The sequence below is a fragment of the Sporosarcina sp. 179-K 3D1 HS genome, assembly GCF_047228905.1.
GTDB lineage: Bacteria > Bacillota > Bacilli > Bacillales_A > Planococcaceae > Sporosarcina.
In genome coordinates this window covers 163,543-188,731 of the sequence record NZ_JBFEGI010000001.1, presented here as the reverse complement: position 1 = coordinate 188,731, position 25,189 = coordinate 163,543, and the positions used below count along the sequence as shown (strand labels likewise).

The following is a 25,189-nucleotide window of genomic DNA, read 5'->3' as shown; positions in this document are numbered from 1 at the left end:
GATGGAGGGGAGTAAAAGGAAGGAGGCGTGACGCATAGATTACTACTATAGAAAAGTCATTTCTCTTTTTGGAGAAGCGTTACTGGGGTAAGCTATATAATGTAGCACTTATACCAATGGATACCAGAATTCAGACATGCTATCAAAAAATCAAAGGAGAGATTGGCTGCTTTGGACAAGAAAATCGTATTTTTTGATTTGGATGGGACGCTGTTAAATGAGGATAAGATTGTGTTGGAATCAACAAAAAAGCTGTTCAAGCATTACAGGAAAAAGGAATTTACACCGCAATTTCAACGGGACGCGCGCCTCTGATGTTCGATTGGCTATGCAAGGATTTAACGATCAACTCTTACGTTTCGATGAATGGCCAGCATGTGATCCACGAAGGAGAAGAATTGTTCTCCAATCCGCTCGATGCGGATATTTTGCATGATCTAGTTACATTCGCAAGGAAACAGGGACATGGATTATCCTATTCAAACCATCTGTCCATCGCGGTGAGCGAGGACAACCATCCGTTCATCCAACCTAGCATTGAAGGATTGAAGTTGGAATTCCCTCCGGCCAATAGCGATTTCCACCTCCAAAATCCTGTTCATCAGGTACAGGTGTATTGCGAAAGCCGGGAAGCCGTACAGTACATGGACCGATATGCAAACCATACATTCATCCAATGGGGCGAGTACGCGTTCGACATGCTTCCGAACGGCGCATCGAAAGCAGTCGGCATCCGGGAACTGCTGGCTAAGCTCGACATTCCACGGGAAAATAGCTACGCTTTCGGGGATGGAAGGAACGATTTTGAAATGCTTGAATATGTTGGAACCGGAATTGCCATGGAAAATGCCGTCCCGGAATTAAAGGACATTGCCGATCACGTCACCGCCTCTTGTTCGGAAGACGGCATCTTGGACGGACTTCTGCATGTCGGATTATTGGAGACGCGAGATGTGCTTGTGGGACGATAAAGTGGATACAATAAAAATCCCGGAATTGCACTCACTTCCGGGATTTTTATTGTGGGGAATTGGTCCATTCCATTTCCTGAAGTCACCGTTCTTCCCAAATTTCACCCTGTTCTATTTTAGAAAAACGCAGAACGTGTTATACTGGACAAAGGTTGCTATAATAGGAATTCAGCATAAGAAAACTTGTGTATAAATAGCGTTGTCAATTACACTATATGAATACATACATCGTATGCAGGACAAGTTGCAATGCAATGGAGAGGGGTTCAAACATGACAGGAAAAAAAGTATACACACTAGATTGGGCAGGGCGGCCGTTGACGATTGAAGCGGGCCAGCTTGCGAAACAGGCGAACGGGGCTGTATTGGTCCGTTACGGTGATACCTCGGTATTATCGACGGCAACGGCTTCGAAACATCCGAAAGCGCTTGATTTCTTTCCACTCACGGTGAACTATGAAGAGCGTTTATATGCAGTCGGGAAAATTCCTGGCGGTTTCATCAAACGGGAAGGGCGTCCTTCAGAAAAGGCGGTATTGACGAGCCGTCTGATTGACCGTCCAATCCGTCCATTATTTGCAGATGGCTTCCGAAATGATGTCCAGGTGATTTCACTTGTCATGTCGGTCGACCAAGATTGCTCGTCCGAAATGGCGGCAATGATTGGATCTTCTCTTGCATTATCCATCTCCGACATCCCATTTGAAGGGCCAATCGCAGGAGTCCAAGTGGGGCGTATTGACGGAGAATTTCTGATCAACCCGACACAGGCTCAGTTGGAAAAAAGCGATCTGGACCTTGTCGTGGCTGGGACGAAAGATGCCATTAATATGGTGGAAGCGGGCGCGAAGGAAGTATCGGAAGACGTTATCCTAGAAGCGATCATGTTCGGTCATCAGGAGATTATCCGCCTAATCGAGTTCCAAGAAAAAATCGTTGCCGAAATTGGTAAGGAAAAGATGGAGGTCCAGCTGTTTGAATTGGATGAAGCCCTTTCAGCAGCCATCAAGGAACGTTGTGAAACCGAGTTGATTGAAGCAATCCAAACGCATGAAAAGCATGCGCGTGAGGATGCAATCAATGCGGTAAAACAAGAAGTGATCGACCACTATACCGAACAGGAAGCCGACGAAGAGACGATGAAACAAGTGAAGGCAATCCTGGATCAGATGGTCAAAGATGAAGTGCGCCGCCTGATCACGGATGAAAAGATCCGCCCAGATGGCCGTGGTCTCGAGGAAATTCGCCCACTTGCCTCGGAGGTTGGCATCTTGCCACGTACCCATGGTTCTGGCCTTTTCACACGCGGTCAGACGCAAGCACTCAGTATTTGTACGCTTGGTGCGCTTGGAGAAGTCCAGATAATCGACGGACTTGGTTTGGAAGAGTCGAAACGGTTCATGCACCATTATAACTTCCCGAATTTCAGTGTTGGGGAAACGGGTCCAATCCGTGGTCCAGGTCGTCGTGAAATCGGTCATGGTGCTCTCGGTGAGCGTGCTTTGGAAGCGGTCGTGCCGGATGAAACCGAATTCCCGTACACGATTCGCCTTGTTGCCGAAGTATTGGAATCAAACGGGTCTTCTTCCCAGGCATCTATCTGTGCTTCGACAATGGCGATGATGGACGCTGGTGTCCCAATCAAAGCGCCTGTTGCCGGAATTGCAATGGGTCTCGTGAAAAAAGGCGAAAACTATTCAGTCCTCTCCGATATCCAAGGGATGGAAGATCATCTAGGCGACATGGACTTCAAAGTGGCAGGAACCGAGAAAGGCATCACAGCCCTTCAAATGGACATTAAAATTGAAGGCTTGTCTCGACAAATCCTGGAAGAAGCATTGACACAAGCTAAAACAGGCCGACTTAAAATTTTGGAACATATGATGACGGCGATCTCCACGCCGCGCGAGGAGCTTTCGGCTTATGCACCGAAAATCATCATGATCAAAATCAACCCGGATAAAATCCGCGATGTCATCGGGCCGGGTGGTAAAGTGATCAATAAGATCATTGAAGAAACGAACGTGAAAATTGATACGGAGCAAGACGGTACGATTTACATTTCCTCGCCGAACAATGAAATGAATGCGAGAGCGAAGGAAATCATCGAGAATATCGTGCGCGAAGCTAAAGTCGGCGAATACTACATGGGGAAAGTGAAGCGGATTGAGAAATTCGGTGCCTTCCTTGAAATCTTCCCAGGAAAAGATGGTCTTCTCCATATTTCCGAAATCGCTGAGGAGCGGACGAAAGCGGTGGAAGACGTCCTGAAACTCGGAGATGAACTCTTCGTCAAAGTAATTGAAATCGACAATCAAGGCCGCGTTAACCTCTCACGGAAAGTCGTTTTGAAAGAAGAGAAGGAACGCGCAGAAAAAGAGAAAAACTAATTAATCTTGCTCAGCAAAAATATTTGCTGAAGCGAGTTTAAGCCTCCGGCGGATGGCACGGATTTTTTAGGAAATCAAAGGCCATCACATTAGCGTGCCTTAACTTCTGCACAGTACGGAGAGATACGGCAAATCGAACCTTACGCTGTTCGATTCGCAATTAAGCCGAGGCGTAATTGATTATAAAGATATAAGTGAATGGATGGAAAGCCCCAACTCACATCACGTGAAGCTGTGGCTTTTTATTCATTCCTGGAAATAGGGTGAAATGAAATGGTAGAAAAGATCGTCTGCCCTAATGGGGTTCGAATCGTTCACGAAAAGCTGGAACACGTGCGCTCCGTGGCCATTGGTATTTGGGTCAAAGCTGGATCAGGAAATGAACAGCCGTCCGAAGCAGGGATTGCGCATTTTATTGAACATATGTTGTTTAAAGGGACTGCTTCTCGGACGGCAAAAGAAATTGCAGAACAGTTCGATCGGATCGGGGGAGATATAAATGCATTCACTTCGAAAGAAATGACTTGCTTCTATGCGACTGTCCTTCACCCGCATGCCCATACCGCAGTTTCCGTCCTGGGCGAAATGTTTTTCCATTCACTTTTTGAGGCAAAGGAAATTGCGAAAGAGAAGTCGGTTGTATTGGATGAAATCGCGGCTGTGGCAGATACGCCGGATGATGATGTGGAAGAGAAGTTATGGAGCATCATGTATCCCGCCCACCCGATCGGCAGACCCGTCCTTGGAAAGGAAGAGACGATCCAAGCATTTGATGAAAAACAGATCCGGCGATTTATAAATCGAATGTATACGCCTGATCGATTGGTTATTTCCATCGCCGGGAATTATGATGAATCGCTTCTATCTTACATAGCCGAGATATTTGGATCGTTCAGCAGGGAACCGCAAAAGGTCAATCCAGCTTACCCTGAACCGGTCTTTCAACCGGGTGTGTTGACAAGGACAAAGGATATTGAGCAGGCCCATATCTGTATCGGATTTCCGGCACTAACATTGCACGATGCCCGTATTTATGCCTTATCGATCCTGGATAATGTCATTGGCGGCACGATGTCTTCGCGGCTCTTCCAAGAGGTTCGGGAAGAACGGGGGCTAGCCTACTCGGTTTATTCGTATTTCACCACACATGAAAATACAGGCGCTTTTATTATTTACGGAGGGACTTCACCTGAAAATATGGAGGAATTGACGGAGACGTTTCAACAGATATTGGCTGATATCGTCCAAGACGGAATTACGGCCGATGAACTCCATAACGCGAAGGAGCAATTGAAAGGCGGTTTCCTGCTAGGCTTGGAAAGTTCCGAGTCCATCATGCATCGCAACGGGAAAAACGAGATGTTATTCCAGAAGCATCGTACTCCGGATGAAGTTGTGGCCTTGATCGATCGGGTATCCGCTGAACAAGTTCATCAATTGGCAACTAGCATCTTTACACAACCCCAAGCCATTTCCAAAATTTTGCCGGTTTGAGGAAGAGGATATATATACTTAAAGCGCAAGAGGTTGTCAGCTTTCTTGCGCTTTTTTCATAGGATGGAGAAAGAACAGAGAAAGGGGACTGGAGAATGTTGTTATCTGAACTGGCTCAAAAGGAATTAATCCAAGTGGAAGACGGGATCCGGTATGGATTCCTTGCAGATACGGATATGATTTTCAACGGTAAAACGGGGGATATTATCGGTTTCGAAATTAAAAAGAAGTTCGGTCGGTTTTCTTTTAAAAACCGTCAAGAGGGGACAGATGAATATATCCCTTGGGAAGAGATCGTCCTCATTGGCGAGCATCGCATTTTATTCGGGAAAACCCGGAGTATGAGCGAGTTGAATTTCGATGACAAATGAAAAATGGCTTTTCATCGGAACGGATGAACGGATAGCAGCATGCAGCGAAATATTCAAGGGAAAAGGATACCATAGTACACATTTCAGGACAGACCACTATACGGAACCACTCGGTGACTTGTTGCTTGAACTGGAGCCGGACCATATCGTGCTGCCCATTTTGCAAATGCAGGGGTCTCCGATTCCGGTTGGCCAGTTAACAAAGGGTACTCGATTGTATACGGGTGTGGCCTCGGAGCAATGGACCCGCCCTTTCGAGGAGGCGGGTCATACCGTCCTGTCCTATCTGAAGGAAGAACAATTTATCTGGGAAAACGCGAGGCTGACGGCTGAAGCATTTGTTCATGAATATTATCGCCGCACGAAGCGGAGTATCGCAGGCAAACATTTTTATGTAGCCGGTTTTGGAAGGGTCGGGAAATTGACGACTCATGTGCTATCTTCACTCGGTGCACAGATTACAGTCATCGCGCGTTCTGAAACTCAGCTTGGTGAAGCGGCGACGCTCGGCTATGAAACGATGGTACTATCCGATACGTTTCAACTGCATCAAGGAGAGTTCATCAATACGATACCAGTTCAGTGGCTGTCCGTATCCCCGGATTCCCGCTTACACATTTTCGATTTGGCTTCCGCGCCCGGATGCCTAAAGAAGAGCCCTGCGCCTGAATATTATACAATACTGCTTGGATTGCCGGGCAAACACTTTCCGGAGGACGCCGCCATGGCTCTTGCTGGGGCACTCGGAAGGATGTATCGAAAATGAAAGGGGATAAAGATGCTGCAGGGAAAGAGGATCGGTTTAGGGATTACGGCTAGCCATTGCACGTATGAAGAAATCATCCCGGTCATTGAGTCGTTGAAGGACAATGGAGCGACGGTCGTGCCGGTTATCACCCATTCTGTTTTGACAGCCGCCACCCGTTTCGGAACGGGGGAAGAATGGATAAAGCGGATTGAAGAAGTGACGGGGGAGAAGGTGATCGCTTCCATTGTCGGTGCAGAGCCGTTCGGTCCATCGACCCCCGTAGACTGTATGATTATTGCGCCTATGACAGGAAATTCGATCAGCAAATTCGCTAATGCAGCGACGGATTCACCTGTTTTGATGGCGGCCAAGGCTACTTTGAGAAACGGAAATCCCGTCTTGATCGGCATTTCCACGAACGATGCACTCGGATTGAATGCAGCGAATATCGCTAAGCTATTAAATATGAAAAATGTCTTTTTTATACCGTTTGGCCAGGACGATCCGTATAAAAAGCCGAACTCGCTAATTTCGGATTTTAGCTTGATGGTACCTGCAGCAGCGGCTGCTATGGAGAACAGGCAACTTCAACCTTTGCTGATTATGCGGTATAATAAATAAAAATACAACTGCACATTATTCGTAAATATGATATAATTCGACCAATGAACTGCTTTGGATAAGTTGAGCCGATGTTTGAGAATAAAAGAAATGCCAGGAATGATTAGGTTACTTGTATTCTATATACAAGCCGGCTCTTCTATCCTTTAATCAGCTGAAAGGAAGATAGAGATGAAGAACGTGAATGTTGCAATAGTCGGTGCCACTGGTGCTGTTGGAACGAAAATCCTTGAAAAGTTACTAGAACGGAATTTTCCTGCTCAATCGATCAAGCTTCTAGCTTCGAAACGGTCGGCAGGTCTTGAGATAAAGGCTGGCAATCAAACATATACAGTGGAAGAGACGACGCCAGAATCATTTGAAGGGGTGGACATTGCCTTCTTCAGCGCAGGAGGATCCATCTCTGAAAAGTTTGCTCCGGAAGCAGTGCAGCGTGGAGCAGTCGTCATTGATAATACAAGTGCATTCCGGATGAATGAAGATATTCCGCTCGTCGTGCCGGAAGTGAATCCGAGTGCACTTCAAAACCATCCGGGAATCATTGCGAACCCGAACTGTTCAACGATCCAGATGGTCGCGGCGCTTCAGCCGATCAAAGAGAAATACGGCATTAACCGGATCATCGTTTCCACATACCAAGCGGTTTCGGGTGCTGGTTCCGAAGCGATCGATGAATTGGAAGCACAAAGCGGGCATTTTGAACAACGTGCGGAAAACGTGGCGGAAATTTTGCCATCCGCATCTGCGGAACGTCATTATCCGATTGCATTTAATGCGATTCCGCAAATCGATGCGTTCCATCCATCCGGTTCAGGATATACGCTGGAAGAATTGAAAATGATGAATGAAACGAAAAAGATTTTTGGTGACCAGAACCTATCCGTCACGGCAACTTGTGTACGGCTTCCGGTTGTGACTGGCCACTCCGAATCAGTTTATATCCAACTGAATGCTGATAACGTAACAGTGGAAGACCTAAAGGAAGTTTTGAAGAATGCACCAGGCGTTGTCCTCCAAGACGATCCGTCCACTCAAACGTATCCGATGCCTTTATTTGCAGAAGGAAAAGACGAAATTTTCGTTGGCCGGATTCGAAAAGATCGAGAAGAAGCAACAGGCTTCCACCTCTGGATCGTTTCGGACAATCTGCTAAAAGGCGCTGCATTGAACTCGGTGCAAATCGGAGAGAAACTTCTAGAAGAGCAATAATAAAACGGGAGGCTGATCAAAATGGATATAGGACAAATAGCAACGGCGATGGTGACTCCTTTCACATCGGAGGGAGAAATCGATTTCCAAAAAACCGCCAACTTGATCGAGCATTTAATTGCGAACGGATCGGATACTCTTGTCGTTTGTGGAACGACAGGGGAATCACCGACGCTTTCTGCAGAAGAGGATAAAGAGCTGATCGACTTTACGGTGAAACAAGTCAATAAACGGGTTCCGGTTATCGCAGGAACTGGAACTAACGATACCGCCGTTTCTGTACAATTGACAAAAACAGCTGAGTCGCTAGGCGTAGATGGGATCATGCTCGTAACGCCTTATTACAATAAGCCGGATCAAAAAGGGCTCTATGCCCACTTTTCGCATGTAGCGAAGGAAACGTCCTTGCCAATCCTGCTTTACAATATTCCGGGTCGTTCGGTTGCCAATATGGAACCTGACACGGTCATCGCGCTTTCCAAAGTGGATAATATCCGGGCGATCAAGGAAGCGAGCGGCAATTTGGAGCAAATGGCTGCTATCATCGAAGGGACGGAAGACGATTTCGCAGTCTACTCCGGTGACGACGGCTTGACATTGCCTTTGCTTTCCATTGGAGGGAAAGGAATTGTCTCGGTTGCCTCCCATGTCGTCGGGAATGAAATGCAGCAAATGATCAACGCGTTCAAAAGTGGGAATACGAAAGAAGCGGCTGACATGCACCGCGCATTCCTACCATTATTCCGTGCACTATTTGCTTCCCCGAATCCGGTTCCGGTCAAATACGCATTGAATAAAATTGGCGTACCGGTAGGCGGCGTCCGTTTGCCTCTCGTTGCTTACGATGATGTGCATCCGGAATTTGATGCAGTATGGGAAGCTTTCCAACAACAAAGCGGACGCTTCTCCGTAGAAAAACTAGTTTAACTTTATTCAAAATCTGGACGCAATTACGCCGAGGCGTAACGGATCTCGAAAATTTTAAGCCGAGCAACACCACCCTTTTTGCAGGATGGCGATTGCTCGGCTTTTTTTGTTTGTACAGAATGCGCTTGTCCCGTATAATGAATCTTAGTCGAAGTGGACGGGTATACAAAAATAAGAATTTTAAGAAGTGCGGGAAGTTTAGCCGAAACTGGAAATGAAACTCGATTTTGTCCATTCACCCAAGCCAAACTTGAAACGGATGAAAAATGGGACAGAGTCGTCAAATTTTCATGGACTCAAAAGACTGCGTGAAACTTGCCTGGCTTTTTGAATATACGTTATAGGAGGAACTATTTTGACAAAAACCAAAAACGAATTAATAAAAATCATTCCGCTCGGAGGGGTGGGGGAAATTGGCAAGGCGATGTATGTCGTTGAAATTGACGAGGAGATGTTCATTGTTGATTCAGGGCTGATGTTCCCTGAAGGTGAAATGCTCGGCATCGACATTGTCATACCGGACATTTCCTATGTGGTGGAGAACAAAGACCGGGTGAAGGGGATTTTCTTGACCCACGGCCATGAAGATGCAATCGGCTCCCTAGCTTATTTGCTCCAGAAAGTGCAAGCGCCTGTCTATGGATCAAAGCTGACAATCGCCTTGGCGAAAGAACATCTCAAACAAATGCCTGCACCCAACCATGTTAAGTTTTTTGAAGTGACAAATAAGAGTCGGATGAATTTCAAACAGACGCATGTCACTTTTTTCCATACGACGCACAGCATCCCGGATTCCCTCGGCATCGTATTCCATACGAGCGAAGGAGCCATCGTCCATACTGGAGAATTCAAATTCGACCAGTCCGCTAAAGGAAAATATCGTCCGGATATTGCGAAAATGGCTTCACTTGGCGAAGAAGGGGTCTTCATCCTCATGTCCGATTCGTCTGAAGCGGAACGCCCGGGATACACGACATCCGAGTCTGTCATCGAAAAAGAACTGTCCAAGACATTCCACAAAGCGGAAGGCCGTATTTTAGTCGCTCTATATGCCTCAAACTTCATTCGGATCCAACAAGTGTTTGATAAAGCGAGCGAAACAGGTAAAAAAGTAGCGGTCGTCGGGAAAAGTCTGGAAAGTTATTTTGAAGTCGGCATGAAGCTCGGGTATTTGCATATCGAAGATGATATCGTCATTCCGATTAAAGAAATTGATAAATATGATGATAGCCAAGTCGTGGTTATCGTGACGGGTAACCAAGGTGAACCGCTAGAAGCATTGGAGCGAATTGTCCGAAAACATCATAAAGATCTCCGTATTAAGGACACGGATACGATTCTCATCACATTCACGCCGTCCCCTGGGATGGAGGTTGAGATGTTCCAGACGATGAATGATCTGGCCAAAGCGGGTGCGACGGTTCTCACTTCGAGCAAGAAAGTCCACGTATCTGGTCATGGTAGCCAAGAAGATCTGAAACTGATGTTGAATTTGATGCGCCCGAAATACTTCATCCCGATCCAAGGCGAATACCGGATGCTCATCGCGCATTCCAAACTTGCCCAGGAAACCGGCATGGAAAAGTCGCAAATTTTCATCGCGGATAAAGGGGACATCGTGGAGTTCAAAAATAATAAAATGCGGATGAGCGGTCGTGTGCAAGCGGGCAATGTTCTGATCGACGGGATTGGAGTTGGCGATGTCGGCAATATTGTCTTGCGCGACCGGAAACTCTTGAGCCAAGACGGCATCTTCACCGTAGTCGTCACGTTGAATCGCAAACAGAAACGAATTGCGGCTGGTCCGGAAATCGTGTCGCGTGGATTCGTGTATGTTCGCGAATCCGAGGAACTGCTTGAGGAATCGGCAAAGTTGGTTCGCAAGATTGTCGAAAAGTATGTGAATAAAGAGACGTTTGAATGGACAAACATTAAACAAGAGATCCGTGATACGTTAAGTTCCTACTTGTACCAGCAAACGAAAAGAAGGCCGATGATCATTCCGATTATTATGGAGTATTGATCCCAACCAAACAAGGGTTTCCTTGCCGTCATTGCGGCGGGAAACCCTTTTTTAACTAAATTCAGCAAGTATTTGTAACAAAAGTGAAACGACCTAAATTTAGTGGGTTTCAAACCCGGCTGAATAATAGAGGGGTTCAGACTAATATAATGCTGCGTCCTGAATGTGCCTTAATTTCTGCAAAGGACGCAGAAATACGGCAAATCGAACCCTTCGTAGTTCGATTCGTAATTGAGTAAAGGAGGAGGAATATGTCTAAACGGGCGAGGAAAAAGAAAAAGCGTGCTTCTACACAGAAGAAAAAGACGAATGAATGGCATCCGCTGCTCTATGAGGTTGTCGGCTTGGCAATGATGGGGCTTGCCGTTATTATTATTTTCGAGTTTGGAATCGTAGGAAAAAGCCTATCATCCGCCGGGCGCTTCATTTTTGGCAACTGGCATGGTGCCTTGCCGTTATTGCTGATTATTCAAGCTTTAATTTATATGATCAACCGGAAAATGGGCGGCTGGAAAAACCGCATTGTGGCAGGCTGCCTATTCATCTTGGCCAGTCTACTTTTATTTAGTCATATCTATCTTTTCAAGGAGCTCTATGAAAGTCGTATTCTTATGTCCAATTCCGCTCTGAAAGAGACGTGGAAGGTGCTTATTACAAATGGAGGCATCGAGGCAAGGAATGGGGCTTTGGGAGGTGGAATGGCCGGTGCGGTCCTCTTTGCCATGTTCCATTCGCTATTGGATTCAGCGGGAGCGACCGTCGCAGGGGTCCTGCTGCTGTTGATCGGTATCGTCCTATTGACAGGGAAGGCTCTCGTTCCGTATGTAGCCGAGCATTTTCCCGCAGTTCTTGACTCGATGAAAGGGCTGTTTGAACGGAAGGGGAAGCCGAAGAAGAGACCGGCGGCAAGAGCATCCCGTTCCAAGAAGAGGAGAAGGCCTGCCCTCATCCAGGAAGCGCAAACTGTACCCGACGTGCCAGATGATCAAGAAGAGGAGGAAGAAACTGTTTCTCAACCGATCATTTCCGCATTCAGCGAACGAATTGAGAAAATCGAGGAGCCTTCAGCCGAGGATGAGCAGTCGGCTGCAGTAGAAGCACCGGGCCAACTGGAATCTGTTGAAATTGCTACCTATACGGGAGTGACCGGAGAAGAGGAAAATGAATCATATATTCTACCACCGAACAATTTATTGAAACAGACGCCGCATCACGACCAGTCTGAGGAATATGATTCGATCCAAGCTAATGCGCAAACCCTTGAGCGGACTTTCCTCAGCTTTGGCGTCAAAGTGCGTGTCACGCAAGTCCATTTGGGTCCTGCTGTCACAAAGTACGAAGTGTTGCCAGATACAGGCGTGAAAGTGAGTCGGATCGTCAGCTTGGCGGATGATATCGCATTGGCGCTAGCTGCCCGGGATATCCGGATCGAGGCGCCGATCCCAGGGAAATCGGCAGTTGGTATCGAAGTGCCAAATAACGCAATCGCCATGGTCAGCCTTCGGGAAGTCATCGAATCGAAAGAAAATAGTCGACCTGATTCGAAATTGATGATTTCACTTGGGCGGGATGTTACCGGACAAGCGATGCTCGCTGAACTTAACAAGATGCCCCACGTCCTCATTGCGGGTTCGACGGGAAGCGGAAAGAGTGTGTGTATTAACGGTATAATTATCAGCATATTGATGAGGGCTAAGCCACATGAAGTAAAACTTATGATGATTGATCCGAAAATGGTTGAGCTTAATGTGTATAATGGGGTGCCCCATCTTCTCGCGCCTGTCGTGACGGATCCGCGAAAGGCTTCCCAGGCATTGCAGAAAGTCGTGTCTGAAATGGAGCGGCGCTATGAATTATTTTCCCATACCGGAACACGTAACATTGAAGGGTATAATGAGCATATTGAAGAATGGAATAAGATGAATGATGAAAAGCACCCACGCATGCCTTTCATCGTCGTCATTGTGGATGAGTTGGCGGATCTGATGATGGTCGCTTCGAATGATGTCGAAGATTCAATTACGCGCTTAGCCCAAATGGCACGTGCTGCGGGAATCCATTTGATCATCGCGACACAGCGACCGAGCGTCGATGTTATTACAGGGATCATTAAAGCGAATATCCCATCACGAATTGCATTTGCCGTATCATCCGCTGTCGATTCGAGAACGATTTTGGATTCGGGGGGAGCCGAAAAGTTGTTGGGAAGAGGCGATATGCTGTTCCTGCCGGCAGGTGTTTCCAAGCCGACTCGGGTCCAAGGGGCATTCGTTTCGGATGCGGAGGTCGAAGCGGTAGTCAATTTTGTCATTGAGCAACAAAAAGCTCAATATCAGGAAGAGATGATCCCGACAGATGTGGAAGAAGTCCCGCTTCATGAAGAGACGGATGAATTGTTTGATGAGGCTGTTCAATTGGTCGTTGACATGCAGACAGCGTCCGTCTCCATGTTGCAGCGTCGCTTCCGAATTGGATATTCAAGGGCAGCCCGGATTGTCGATCAGATGGAAATGCGTGGGATTGTCGGTCCTTCGGAAGGAAGCAAGCCGAGACAGGTACTGCTAGGAAAAGGGGAATCGGAAGGCATGTACTAGGAAGGCCGCTGTTCCCTATATTAAAAATCATAGCCAATGTACCTATCGAGTCTATATTTTGCAAAGTAAAAGTGTTATAGTAATTATGGGTTTTAGGATGTCAAACATCTGAGGTCTGACCTCTGGGAGAGGAGGTATAGGATGGTAGTGAAATCTGATCAGCGGCATCTGTATGTACAGGTGATTGAACGTCTGAAAAATGATATTGAAAACGGTGTTTTCAAGGAAAATGAAAAATTTCCCTCTGAATTTGACCTGGCTAGATCTCTGGGTGTCAGTCGATCCACGTTACGGGAGGCGCTTCGGCTTCTGGAGGAAGAGAAAGTGATCGTCCGTAAACATGGTGTCGGCACATTTGTAAATCCGAAACCGTTGTTTACATCCGGGATTGAGCAACTTTCCAGTGTTACCGCCATGATCCGTGACGCAGGTATGGAACCGGGGACGATATTAATGGAAATTAATGACGCGGAAGTGAACGAGGAAAATGGCGAAGTCTTTTCACATGAAGAGGGGGACCGTCTCGTTACGATTAAAAGAGTCCGGACTGCCGATGGAGAACCAGTTGTTTATTGTATCGACCAAGTACTGGCACGTACGATTTCGGGTGGAGTCGAGCATCTTTGGAACGAATCCATATTTGAAGCAATTGAAAAATCCGGGGAAGTTCGAATTTCACAAGCAGTCGCGTACATTGAACCGATCGGCTATGATGAGGAAGCTTCTTCTATTCTACGCTGCGGCGTGGAAATACCACTTCTCGCCCTTATCCAACATCATTATAGTGAAGATGGGGAAATGGTTCTTTTCTCAAAGAACTACTTTAGGGCGGATAAATTCAGTTTTCATGTAGTTCGGAAGAGGGTATAAGACGTTAAGACGTCATACTAAATAAAATCAGGGAGGTCCTGACATTGGGTAAACGGAAATTTGGACTTGGTCTATCTTTTTTGCTAGCTGCCGGAATGATTCTTGGTGCATGTGGCGGGGGAGATAAAGGGCAACAAAAGGAAAAAGAAAACGCAGGTAATAATGAGCAGCAGCCTGCTGAAGACACATTCTCGATTGCCATGGTAACGGATCAGGGCGGAGTAGATGATAAATCATTCAACCAATCCGCTTGGAAAGGGATCCAAGAGTACGGGAAAGAAAATAATCTGCAAAAAGGGGATGGCGGATACGACTATCTCGAATCGAAAGGCCCAGCAGAATATGCACCGAACTTAAATAAATTAGTATCACGGGATTTCGACTTGATTTTTGGAGTTGGCTATTTGGTAAAAGATGCGATTGAAGATATCGCAACGGAACGTCCAGACAATCATTTTGCCTTAGTTGACGAAGTGTCGGACGTACCGAATGTCGCAAGCGTTATGTTCAAAGAGCAAGAAGGGGCATTCCTCGCCGGAGTAGTAGCGGCTAACATGACGAAAAGTGGGAAAGTCGGATTCATTGGTGGTATGGATATTCCGGTTATCGAACGATTCGAAGCTGGATTTATAGCAGGTGTGAAGGCGGCGAATCCTGATGTTAAAGTGGAAGTCCATTACGCAGGGGACTTCACGAAAGCAGAGTTAGGAAAATCGGCTGCTAACATGATGTATTCTTCCGGTGTTGACATCATCTTCCATGCTGCGGGTGGTACTGGAAATGGCGTATTCTCCGAAGCGAAAGAGCGGAAAAAAGCGAATCCGGATGAATTTATTTGGGTCATCGGCGTTGACTCCGACCAATACGATGAAGGACAAGTCGGCGAACACAACGTAACACTGACGTCCATGTTGAAGCGGGTCGATATCGCTGTTAAGAAAATAGCAGAGCAAGCAAGCAACGGCGAGTTCCCTGGTGGTGTCGTGACAACTTACGGCCTCCAGGATCAAGGCGTTGAATTGACGGATTCACGCGGTGCGATTCCGGATGATGTCTTGGCGGAAGTCGAGGAATACACGAAGAAAATTATCGATGGGGAAATCGAAGTTCCCGAGTTTGTAGAGAAAAAGAAATAAACCGCTTTTGAAATCATGAAGGCGACCCTTTTATCGCCTTCATGATTTCCTTCTTTAAATTGATAGAAGAAAGGATTGCGTTTCGCGATCCTTTCTTGTGTTAATTTAATTCTAAAATAATGATGCGATCATGACGTAGTGTTGGCCGTTGGGGTCGAGTATAGATATGGCGAGGGAGTGAGTCTGATGGAGTATGTAGTGGAGATGCTGAAAATCCGGAAGGAATTCGGTAAATTTGTTGCCAACAATAATATCACTCTCCAATTAAAGAAAGGGGAAATCCATGCCCTATTAGGGGAGAACGGCGCGGGAAAAACGACATTGATGAATGTGTTGTTCGGACTGTACCAGCCGGAAGGCGGAGAAATCCGGGTGCGCGGGAAAACGACGGCCATTTCTGACCCGAATGTGGCGAATAGCCTGGGGATCGGAATGGTCCATCAACATTTCATGCTAGTTGAAAACCTGACTGTCACCGAAAATATCATTTTAGGCAACGAGCCGAAAAAAATGGGAATGATCAATATTAAGGCAGCTGCCAAAAAAGTTGCGGAGATCTCAAAGTTATACGGACTGGATGTAGACCCGTATGCAAAAATCGAAGATATTTCCGTAGGTATGCAGCAGCGGGTAGAGATTTTGAAAACATTATATCGGGGTGCAGAAATATTAATCTTCGATGAACCGACCGCTTCGTTGACTCCACAGGAAATCAATGAATTGATCGCCATTATGAGAAAATTGATTGGTGAAGGTAAGTCAATCATCATCATTACACATAAGCTCCAAGAAATCATGGATGTGTCCGATCGCGTGACAATTATCCGGAAAGGGGAGGGAATTGGAACGGTCATCACTTCAGAAACGACGCCTGAAGAACTGGCAACATTGATGGTCGGGCGCCAAGTGACTTTCAAGACTGAAAAGATTCCCTCCCGTCCTACGGATGAGGTACTTCAGATCGAAGACTTGGTCGTCGAGGATAATCGAGGCATAGCGAAAGTCAAAGGGCTGAATCTATCTGTCCGAAAAGGGGAGATTGTCGGCATTGCAGGCATCGATGGCAATGGACAATCCGAATTGATTGAAGCGATCACCGGATTACGGAAGGTGAAAAGTGGGAAAGTGTTCCTCGATTCAGTAGATGTCACGGGGAAAAAACCGCGTGAAATCACTGAAACTGGAATGGGTCATATTCCGCAAGACCGCCATAAACATGGGCTAGTATTGGACTTTTCTGTAGGTTATAATGCCGCTTTACAAACCTATTACAAAAAGCCATTTTCAAAAAATGGCATAATGGATTATAAGGTTATATCCCAAAAGGCAAATGACATCATATCCACATTCGATGTACGGACTCAAGGGGAGCATGAATTGGCCCGGGCCCTTTCAGGGGGGAATCAGCAGAAGTTGATTATCGGTCGGGAAGTGGACCGGGATCCCGAATTGCTTATCGCGGCGCTTCCGACTCGCGGACTGGATGTCGGAGCAATCGAATTCATCCATAAACGGTTGATTGAACAACGGGATCACGGAAAAGCGGTTCTTCTCATTTCGTTTGAGCTCGACGAAGTGATGAACGTTTCGGACCGGATTGCGGTCATTTACGATGGGAAAATCATGGACACAGTTCTTCCTTCAGAAACGAATGAGCAGGAATTGGGTCTACTCATGGCGGGTCATACGAAAGAAGAGATGGTCGTAGTCGGGGATGATGTCGTGTTGAAAGAAGGTGACAATCGCAATGTCGAATAGACTTGTCAATATTCTAGTCCCCGTCATTTCCATTATTCTCGGACTGCTCGTCGGGGCGATTGTCATGCTGTTCAGCGACTATGATCCGATTCAAGCATACATTGCCCTATGGAACGGAATTTTCGGGAGTTCTTATGCCATCGGGGAGACAATCCGTCAAATCAGTCCCTATATTTTGGCAGGTCTCGCGGTCGCCTTCGCCTTCAGAACCGGCTTATTCAATATCGGTGTTGAAGGCCAGCTAATTGTCGGTTGGTTTGCGGCCGCTTTTGTCGGGTCTGCAATCGAATTACCGAAAGTCATCCACTTGCCTTTAGCTTTATTGGCGGCGGCAGCAGCGGGTGCGCTTTGGGGATTCATACCGGGCATCCTAAAAGCGAAACTGCGGGTACATGAAGTCATTGTCACCATAATGATGAACTATATCGCTCTGCATGTCGTGAATGCGTTAATCAAAACGATTTCCGGAGGTAGTTATAAAACGGATAAAATACATCCGACCGCCTCCTTACGTTCCGATTCCCTGCGCAATCTGACCGATTTCTCGACCATGCATTACGGCATCCTCATCGCGTTGGCCATGGTGTTCGTCATGTGGTTCCTCCTAGAGAAGACCAAAACAGGATACGAATTAAAATCCGTCGGCTTCAATGAACACGCTTCTCAGTACGCAGGGATGAATGTAAATAAGAACATCGTGTTATCCATGGTCATTTCAGGGGCGTTCGCCGGGCTGGCCGGTTCCATGGAAGCGCTCGGGACGTTTGGGAACATGACCCAGCAAGGCGGCTTCACCGGCATCGGTTTTGACGGGATTGCGGTCGCTCTTCTCGGAGCGAACACGCCGCTTGGTGTCATTTTTGGTGCTTCCTTGTTCGGCTCTTTAAAATACGGTGCCGGCAATATGCCAAATGAAGCCGGAGTTCCGATTGAAATCGTTTCGATTGTCATTGCATTAATCATTTTCTTCGTCGCTTCCGGCTACATCATTCGAGTCTTCCTTGGCAAGTTGAATAAGAAAAAGGAGGCGAAGTGAGATGAGCTTTTTAGGCTTTCTATACTTTATAGTCCCGATCACCATCGCATATGCTGCTCCTATCATATTCACGGCAATCGGCGGTGTCTTTTCCGAACGTTCCGGAGTCGTCAATATCGGCTTGGAAGGGTTAATGGTCATGGGTGCTTTCATCGGAATCATCTTCAATCTGTTTTTTGCGGAAACTTTCGGGGCTTGGACACCGTGGATAGCGCTTCTTGTGGCGATGGTTGTCTCTGCCTTGTTTTCGATCATCCATGCGGTCGCCTCCATTTCATTCCGGGCCGACCAAGTCGTCTCAGGGGTCGCGATTAATATGCTTGGAATCGCGGTTGCTTTATTTTCAGTAAAGATGATTTTCGATAAAGGACAAACGGATTTTATTCAGAGGAATATTCCGCTTATCAATATCCCGATTTTAAAAGATATTCCGATCCTTGGGCCGATGTTTTTCAAAGGTCTATACGGGTCATCCATCGCGGCGATCGCTTTGGCATTTCTCGCTTGGTTTATCCTATATAAGACACCGTTCGGGCTTCGCCTCCGTTCTGTTGGGGAGCATCCGATGGCGGCTGATACGATGGGGATCAATGTGACGAAAATCCGCTATATTGCGGTCATTATTTCGGGAGGGCTCGCCGGAATTGGCGGCGCCATCTACTCCCAGACGATGACAGGTGATTTCGGTCATGCCACGATCAATGGGCAAGGATTCATGGCGTTGGCTGCAATGATTTTTGGGAAATGGCATCCGATCGGAGCAATGGGAGCCGCCCTATTTTTCGGTTTTGCGCAAGCACTAGCTATCAGTTCTGCAAATATTCAAATCATGCAAAGTGTGCCTGCCGTTTACTTCCATATATTACCCTATGTGTTGACAATCTTGGCGCTTGCCGGATTTATCGGCCGGGCCAATGCACCAAAAGCAATCGGCCAGCCATATATTAAAGGAAATCGTTGAAACAAAGGTGTCTGTAAGTCCTTGAGGAAATCGCTTATGACTCCTGCACTTTTGTTCTGCTTGAAAGCTGCCTAGGAGGTCTATCGGACATCCGGGCAGCTTTTTAGCGACAATCATATTGAAATAAAAGTGACCTGTTATTTGCCCAGGTCTGCATTTGACATGTATAGTGAAGTGGAGAATCCTCATATTAACAAAAACAGAGGTGTTTATATGTTCAATAAGATTAATCTTCAAGAGGGCGTTAATTTGTACATTCGTCCATCGGAACAATTTAAAACGATCAATTTTTCAGTGAAATGGAAAACAGAACTCGATTCCCAAAAAGCGGCGAATCGTGCTGTTTTGGCAAATGTCCTGCAAGATTCCAATGGCAAATACCGGACGCAGAGCGAACTGCGGAACACATTGGATGAATTATATGGGACTGTCATGTTTACGGATGCGACGAAACGGGCAAGTAAACATATCGTGTCCCTGTATGCCGAATGTGTGAACGATGAATATTTGACCGGCGATACCGTGCTCGATAAAGTGCTCGATTTACTGCAGACGGTTGTGTTCAATCCGAATTTTATCGATGGTAAGTTCGATGAGTCGATAGTAGCACGGGAAAAACGTTCTGTTAAAGAACGAATCCGATCCATTTACGACGATAAGACGAGATATGCCCAAAAGAGGATGCTTGAATTATTGCGTCCGGATAGCCCCGTTTCCACCTCATCCTATGGGACGGAAGAAGAGGTAGAAACGATTACTACGGATGAATTGTTGGATACCTACAACAGCATGCTGCAAAATGATGAGATCGATATTTACATTGTCGGAGATGTTGATGAACAGGCAATGACTGAAAAAATTAAGCAACTGTTCCCATTCCAACCACGGACAGTTCGGAAAAATGAAGGAAAAGCGGCTGCTCCAGGTGTGACCGAACAACAATCGGATGTCCGGAATGTACGTGAAAAGCAAGAGATGAAACAAGGTAAACTGCATCTTGGATTCAGCACTCCGATTCTATTCACCCATCCGGATTATTTGAAAATGCAGGTGACGAATGGCGTTTTCGGAGGATTTGCACATAGCAAGCTGTTCATGAATGTACGGGAAAAAGAGAGCATGGCCTATTACGCCTCCAGTTCCTACTCTGCACATTATGGCCTGATTTATGTCATGGCTGGAATTGATGCGGAACTCGAAGAGAAGGCGGTCAAGCTGATTAATGAACAGCTTGACGCTATGCAGCGCGGAGAAATTACGGATCTTGAACTCGAACAGACGAAAGCTTTGCTGACGAATAGCATCAAGAGTACATTCGACTCGGCGAGAGGGCAAATTGAAGTGTTTGACCAATATAAGGAGCTGGATGAACAGTTCACAGCCGATCTGCTTATCACTGGCTGGGAGGCTGTCACAAAAGAAGATGTGAAAAAAATGGCATCCGAGATCACATTGGAAATCGTGTATTTGCTGTCTGGCAAGGAGGCCGCTTGATGATGAAGAAAATACAATTCGATACGCTACAAGAAACCTTATACAATGAAAAGCTCGATAATGGATTGGACGTCTATGTCCTGCCGAAGAAAGGGTTTTCCAAGACTTTTGTGACCTTCACGACTAAATATGGTTCAATTGACCAGTCATTCATTCCTCGCGGGGGCACAGAAGAAATTACGGTACCGGATGGAATTGCGCATTTCTTGGAGCACAAAATGTTCGAAAAAGAGGACGGGGATGTTTTTCAGAAGTTCAGTGTCCACGGTGCTTCGGCTAATGCGTTCACTTCCTTTACCCGGACTTCGTATTTATTCTCCGCTACTGATAACTTGTATGAAAACGCCGAAATTCTTCTCGATTTTGTGCAAGAACCCTATTTCACGGAGAAAACGGTGGAGAAGGAAAAGGGGATTATTGCCCAGGAAATAACGATGTACGATGATTTACCCGATTGGCGCCTCTATTATGGTACGATTGAAAATCTGATGCAACAACATCCGGTGAGGATCGATATCGCGGGAACAGTGGAATCGATTCAAGATATTACGGCTGAACATCTATACACTTGTTATGAAACGTTTTATCATCCATCCAATATGGTGTTTTTCGTTGTAGGAGCGGTCGATCCGGCAGAAATGATCGATTTCGTCAAGAAAAACCAGTCGGCGAAGTCATTCAAGGATCCTGAAACGATTGTTCGCCGCTTCCCTGAAGAACCGGCGACAATTGCTACAGTCGAACGGAAATTAGAGATGGATGTCTTGAAGCCTAAACTGAATATTGGCATGAAATGCAATAAGACCGACGTGCAAGGAGAAGAGATGCTCATTCAGGAGCTGTCCTCCAATCTCGTATTAGATATCCTCTTCGGCAGATCTTCCGAATTTTATACGAAAGCGTATAATGAAGGGCTTATTGATGAATCGTTCAGCTATGATTTCTCATTGGAACATGGATTTGGATTTGCGATGGTCGGCTCTGATACGGAGGAACCGGAAAAGTTGGAAGCATTGATCCGGAAAACGATGGATGAAGCAGTCGCTACATGGCCGGTGACGGAAGACGATTTGAATCGGATGAGGAAAAAGCGGATCGGCCAATTCATGAGATCATTGAACTCACCCGAATATATCGCCAACCAGTTCACCCGTTATGCTTTTAATGGAATGAATTTATTCGATGTCGTCCCTACATTGGAAAAATTGACAGTGGAAGATCTGCACAACGCATTCCAGACATTTTCAGCTGAAAGCGGTCGCACTGTATTCACGATCATCCCTTCGGAAAAAGTACAATGACCAAAAAAGGTTTTTGTGTCGTCCTAGGGGCATCGGGCGGCATCGGAGAATCGATCAGCCGGGTTCTTGCAGCTTCCGGCTGGTCGCTGTATCTCCATTATAATGATAATGCGGGAACGGTCCTGCGTTTACAGGACGAGTTGCAAACGGCGAATCCACAATTGGAATTCCGGTTGCTCCAAGCTGATTTGGGCCAGGTGGACGGCGCTGATCTTGCCCGGCAAGTGAAAGATGTGCAAGCAATTGTTGTGGCGAATGGCCAATCGATGTATAAATTATTGACGGAAACGACTGCGGAGGATATGGATGCATTATGGAAAGTCCATGTCCGGAACCCGGCAAGATTCATCGCAGCCGTCTCTCCTCAATTACGCGGTTTCAAAACAGCTTATGTTGTGATGATTGGTTCCATTTGGGGCATGACGGGTGCAGCGGGCGAAGTTGTATATTCGGCAGTGAAAGGCGCTCAGCATGCTTTCGTCAAAGCGTATGCCAAAGAGGCAGCATTCTCGGGAATCCGGGTGAATGCAGTGGCTCCGGGTTGGATTGACACACGCATGAACGGTCATCTTCCGGAAGATGAACAGCAAATGGCGATGGAAGAAATCCCGCTCATGAAGCCTGGAATCCCCGACCACGTAGCACAAGCGGTGGATTATCTGCTGAGTGGTAAGGCAGATTATACGACAGGCGAAATTATGAATGTCAATGGCGGATGGTATATGTGATCGACAGTATAGGATCGACCGTGTTTCTTTTTTGCTTTTCTTAAGCAATTGAATCCGCTATTATAGAACTTAGTTGATTCACGTTCGTCTTATAGAATAGGTCTCGAGTGATGTAGCTTTGCCGAAGCATTTCTTGTCCTGTCGGCCTCAAGCTCGAAAAAATCTGGACGCGACTACGCCGAGGCGTAATTGATAAAGGAGTGTGCCAAATGGGTGAATGGTATCTGGAATACGAAATTCAAGTGAACCGGCCCGGGCTTCTCGGGGATATTGCTTCGCTGCTCGGAATGTTACGGGTGAATATCATGACGATCAATGGTGTGGATGGTGGACACCGGGGTATGCTTTTGCGAACGGAAGACGATGACCAGATCAAGCGTTTTGAACTCATCGCATCCACGATGGAGACGATTAAAGTGTTGAAGATCCGCGAACCGAAACTGCGGGATATTTTAGCCGTCCGGCATGGTCGGTATATTCAGCGAGACGCGGATGAAAAGAAAACATTCCGGTTCCTTCGTCGAGACCTCGGAATTCTGGTCGACTTCATGGCAGAAATTTTCAAACAAGAAGGTCATAAACTGATTGGAATTAGAGGGATGCCGCGAGTCGGCAAGACGGAATCAGTTGTCGCGGCGAGCGTCTGTGCCAATAAAAAGTGGATTTTTCTATCTTCCACAATGATCAAGCAAACGGTACGGAGCAAGTTGATGGGCGATGAATTTTCGGATGATAATATTTTCATCCTGGATGGTATTGTAACGCGTCGTGCAGAAGATGAGCGGCATATGCAGCTAGTAAGGGAGATTATGCGGGTGCCATCGATTAAAGTGGTGGAACATCCGGATATGTTCGTTCAGCATTCGGAATATGATATTGAGGATTTTGACTATATCATTGAATTGCGGACTGACCCAGAACAAGAAATTACATATGAGATGATGGAAAAAAACCATATGATGTCCGACCCGGGGACGATGGGGGGAGGGCCCGGATTATTTAATTTTTAAATTAGGCAGGTGTTTTTGGTGACCGGATTAGGTGATCGTCTCCGAGAGGCGAGAACAGCTAAAGGATATACGTTAGAAGATTTACAGACCATTACAAAAATACAGAAAAGATACCTTTCCGGTATTGAAAACGAAGATTATAGCATGATGCCGGGTTCTTTTTATGTTCGCGCATTTATCAAGCAATATGCAGAAGCGGTCGGGGTCGATCCTGATGAAATGTTAGCATTATATAAAGAAACGACTCCATCCGAATTGCCGGAAGAGGATTCTGTGCAGCCCGCGGCACCGCTTAGAAGACGAAGAGGCCTGAAGGATAGCCGGATCAATGAAGCGATTCCGAAAGTGATTGTGGCATTATTCATCATTGTCATTGTGGTAGTCGTTTGGATTTTGTATAAATCCAATGCGTCGACTAATCCGAATGTCGATGTACAGCCCGAGGAAACAATTACAACAGTAGAGAAAAACAAACCAGTCGAACAGCGGCCTAATGAGCAAGCGGATGGAGAAACAGAGGAAGGGACAGAGACACCTGATGAAGTGCCAGATCCTGAAGATGTGGAACCCGTCCAAGAGCAAACATTGGAGCATGAAGGCATCAATGGAGACGACTCCATGTATACATTGACCAATGCCGATACATTCCAGCTCGAAATTAAAACAGCCGGGGATTCGTGGATCGGTGTACTCGATAGTGCCAGACAGGAACGGATGACTCCCAACGCACGCACATTGAGTGCCGGGGAACAAGTGGAACTGGATGTCTCAGATACGGACCGGGTACGGATTCGTGTTGGACGCACCCAGAGCACGGAAATTTACGTCAATGGCGAGCTATTGGAGTACGCTTCACCCAAAATTACTCAAAACATCATCATTGAATACAAGAAAGAGCAATAGTCATCTGTAATGGATGACTATTTTCTTTGAAGAGAGGTATATATAGAAAGGAGAACTTTGTTGTATGAACTTGCCGAATAAAATCACGGTCTCCCGTGTCTTGCTCATTCCCGTATTCATGGTGTTCATGCTAGTCGATTTAGGTTTTGGCCGTGTACATGTCGGAGGGACCGAATTGTCAGTAGAACATCTAATTGGCGGATTGATTTTCATTTTTGCCTCAGTCACCGATTGGCTGGATGGGTTTATTGCCCGAAAATATGGACTCGTCACGAATATGGGGAAATTTCTAGATCCGTTAGCGGACAAGCTCCTCGTTTCAGCAGCAATGATCATTCTTGTGGAATTAGGGGCCGCCCCATCCTGGATCGTCATTGTCATCATCAGCCGTGAATTTGCTGTCACGGGACTCCGATTGATTCTTGCAGGAGGCGGAGAGGTCGTCGCAGCCAATCAGCTAGGGAAGATCAAAACAACGGCACAGATTTTGGCTATTGCTTCGCTTCTTTTGAATAATATATTTTTTGCCTCTCTCGGTATTCCATTCGGCATAATCATGCTTTATATAGCACTTATCTTCACCGTGTGGTCAGGCGTTGATTATTTCTATAAAAACAGAAGAGTGCTGTTAGATTCAATGTAAA

The 25,189-nt window shown here is 46.4% G+C and carries 20 protein-coding genes and 1 pseudogene; all 21 read left to right on the top strand.

The window, feature by feature from the left end:
- Nucleotides 1-231: 231 nt before the first annotated feature.
- The 21 genes and pseudogenes from AB1K83_RS00955 (at nt 232) to pgsA (ending at nt 25,188) form a co-directional block, all read left to right on the top strand.
- Nucleotides 232-971 (top strand): annotated as a pseudogene (locus tag AB1K83_RS00955) (Cof-type HAD-IIB family hydrolase).
- Between the two features lie 272 nt (nt 972-1,243).
- Nucleotides 1,244-3,361, top strand: a complete 2,118-nt coding sequence (gene pnp / locus AB1K83_RS00950; protein WP_413056277.1) for a polyribonucleotide nucleotidyltransferase — start codon at nt 1,244-1,246, stop codon at nt 3,359-3,361.
- Between the two features lie 273 nt (nt 3,362-3,634).
- Nucleotides 3,635-4,855, top strand: coding sequence for a M16 family metallopeptidase (locus AB1K83_RS00945; protein WP_413056276.1), 1,221 nt, complete (start codon nt 3,635-3,637; stop codon nt 4,853-4,855).
- Between the two features lie 95 nt (nt 4,856-4,950).
- Nucleotides 4,951-5,226, top strand: coding sequence for a YlmC/YmxH family sporulation protein (locus AB1K83_RS00940; RefSeq protein ID WP_413056275.1), 276 nt, complete (start codon nt 4,951-4,953; stop codon nt 5,224-5,226).
- A complete protein-coding gene (locus AB1K83_RS00935; RefSeq protein ID WP_413056274.1) occupies nt 5,216-5,992 on the top strand; it encodes a dipicolinate synthase subunit A in 777 nt (258 codons plus the stop codon). Before AB1K83_RS00940 ends, AB1K83_RS00935 begins: the two co-directional genes overlap by 11 nt.
- A 12-nt stretch (nt 5,993-6,004) precedes the next feature.
- Complete coding sequence (locus AB1K83_RS00930; RefSeq protein WP_413056273.1) at nt 6,005-6,595, top strand: dipicolinate synthase subunit B; 591 nt, start codon at nt 6,005-6,007, stop codon at nt 6,593-6,595.
- Nucleotides 6,596-6,766: 171 nt separating this feature from the next.
- The gene (asd, locus tag AB1K83_RS00925) at nt 6,767-7,804 is read left to right on the top strand and encodes an aspartate-semialdehyde dehydrogenase (RefSeq protein ID WP_413056272.1); all 1,038 of its coding nucleotides are present in this window, start codon (nt 6,767-6,769) and stop codon (nt 7,802-7,804) included.
- 21 nt (nt 7,805-7,825) lie between these two features.
- Nucleotides 7,826-8,731 carry a 4-hydroxy-tetrahydrodipicolinate synthase gene (gene dapA, locus AB1K83_RS00920; RefSeq protein ID WP_413056271.1) on the top strand — a complete coding sequence of 302 codons (906 nt, stop codon included), beginning with the start codon at nt 7,826-7,828 and terminating at the stop codon, nt 8,729-8,731.
- A gap of 355 nt (nt 8,732-9,086) precedes the next feature.
- On the top strand, nt 9,087-10,754 hold the full coding sequence (locus tag AB1K83_RS00915; protein WP_413056270.1) for a ribonuclease J: 1,668 nt from the start codon (nt 9,087-9,089) through the stop codon (nt 10,752-10,754).
- 251 nt (nt 10,755-11,005) lie between these two features.
- Nucleotides 11,006-13,348 carry a DNA translocase FtsK gene (locus tag AB1K83_RS00910; RefSeq protein WP_413056269.1) on the top strand — a complete coding sequence of 781 codons (2,343 nt, stop codon included), beginning with the start codon at nt 11,006-11,008 and terminating at the stop codon, nt 13,346-13,348.
- Nucleotides 13,349-13,489: 141 nt separating this feature from the next.
- Nucleotides 13,490-14,218 (top strand): GntR family transcriptional regulator, encoded by a 729-nt coding sequence (locus AB1K83_RS00905; RefSeq protein WP_413056268.1) that lies wholly within the window; start codon nt 13,490-13,492, stop codon nt 14,216-14,218.
- Between the two features lie 44 nt (nt 14,219-14,262).
- A complete protein-coding gene (locus tag AB1K83_RS00900) occupies nt 14,263-15,354 on the top strand; it encodes a BMP family lipoprotein (RefSeq protein ID WP_413056267.1) in 1,092 nt (363 codons plus the stop codon).
- 186 nt (nt 15,355-15,540) lie between these two features.
- Nucleotides 15,541-17,112 (top strand): ABC transporter ATP-binding protein, encoded by a 1,572-nt coding sequence (locus AB1K83_RS00895; RefSeq protein WP_413056266.1) that lies wholly within the window; start codon nt 15,541-15,543, stop codon nt 17,110-17,112.
- On the top strand, nt 17,102-18,148 hold the full coding sequence (locus AB1K83_RS00890; protein WP_413056265.1) for an ABC transporter permease: 1,047 nt from the start codon (nt 17,102-17,104) through the stop codon (nt 18,146-18,148). Before AB1K83_RS00895 ends, AB1K83_RS00890 begins: the two co-directional genes overlap by 11 nt.
- A gap of 1 nt (nt 18,149) precedes the next feature.
- Complete coding sequence (locus AB1K83_RS00885) at nt 18,150-19,109, top strand: ABC transporter permease (protein WP_413056264.1); 960 nt, start codon at nt 18,150-18,152, stop codon at nt 19,107-19,109.
- Nucleotides 19,110-19,322: 213 nt separating this feature from the next.
- Nucleotides 19,323-20,603, top strand: a complete 1,281-nt coding sequence (yfmF, locus tag AB1K83_RS00880) for an EF-P 5-aminopentanol modification-associated protein YfmF (RefSeq protein WP_413056263.1) — start codon at nt 19,323-19,325, stop codon at nt 20,601-20,603.
- Nucleotides 20,604-20,605: 2 nt separating this feature from the next.
- Nucleotides 20,606-21,904, top strand: coding sequence for an EF-P 5-aminopentanol modification-associated protein YfmH (gene yfmH / locus AB1K83_RS00875; RefSeq protein ID WP_413056595.1), 1,299 nt, complete (start codon nt 20,606-20,608; stop codon nt 21,902-21,904).
- Nucleotides 21,901-22,632, top strand: a complete 732-nt coding sequence (gene ymfI, locus AB1K83_RS00870) for an elongation factor P 5-aminopentanone reductase (protein ID WP_413056262.1) — start codon at nt 21,901-21,903, stop codon at nt 22,630-22,632. The genes yfmH and ymfI overlap by 4 nt, the downstream gene beginning before the upstream one ends.
- A 209-nt stretch (nt 22,633-22,841) precedes the next feature.
- Nucleotides 22,842-23,642, top strand: a complete 801-nt coding sequence (locus AB1K83_RS00865) for a DUF3388 domain-containing protein (protein WP_413056261.1) — start codon at nt 22,842-22,844, stop codon at nt 23,640-23,642.
- 18 nt (nt 23,643-23,660) lie between these two features.
- Nucleotides 23,661-24,545 carry a RodZ domain-containing protein gene (locus tag AB1K83_RS00860; protein ID WP_413056260.1) on the top strand — a complete coding sequence of 295 codons (885 nt, stop codon included), beginning with the start codon at nt 23,661-23,663 and terminating at the stop codon, nt 24,543-24,545.
- A gap of 64 nt (nt 24,546-24,609) precedes the next feature.
- A complete protein-coding gene (gene pgsA, locus AB1K83_RS00855; RefSeq protein WP_413056259.1) occupies nt 24,610-25,188 on the top strand; it encodes a CDP-diacylglycerol--glycerol-3-phosphate 3-phosphatidyltransferase in 579 nt (192 codons plus the stop codon).
- The last annotated feature ends 1 nt before the right edge of the window (nt 25,189 follow it).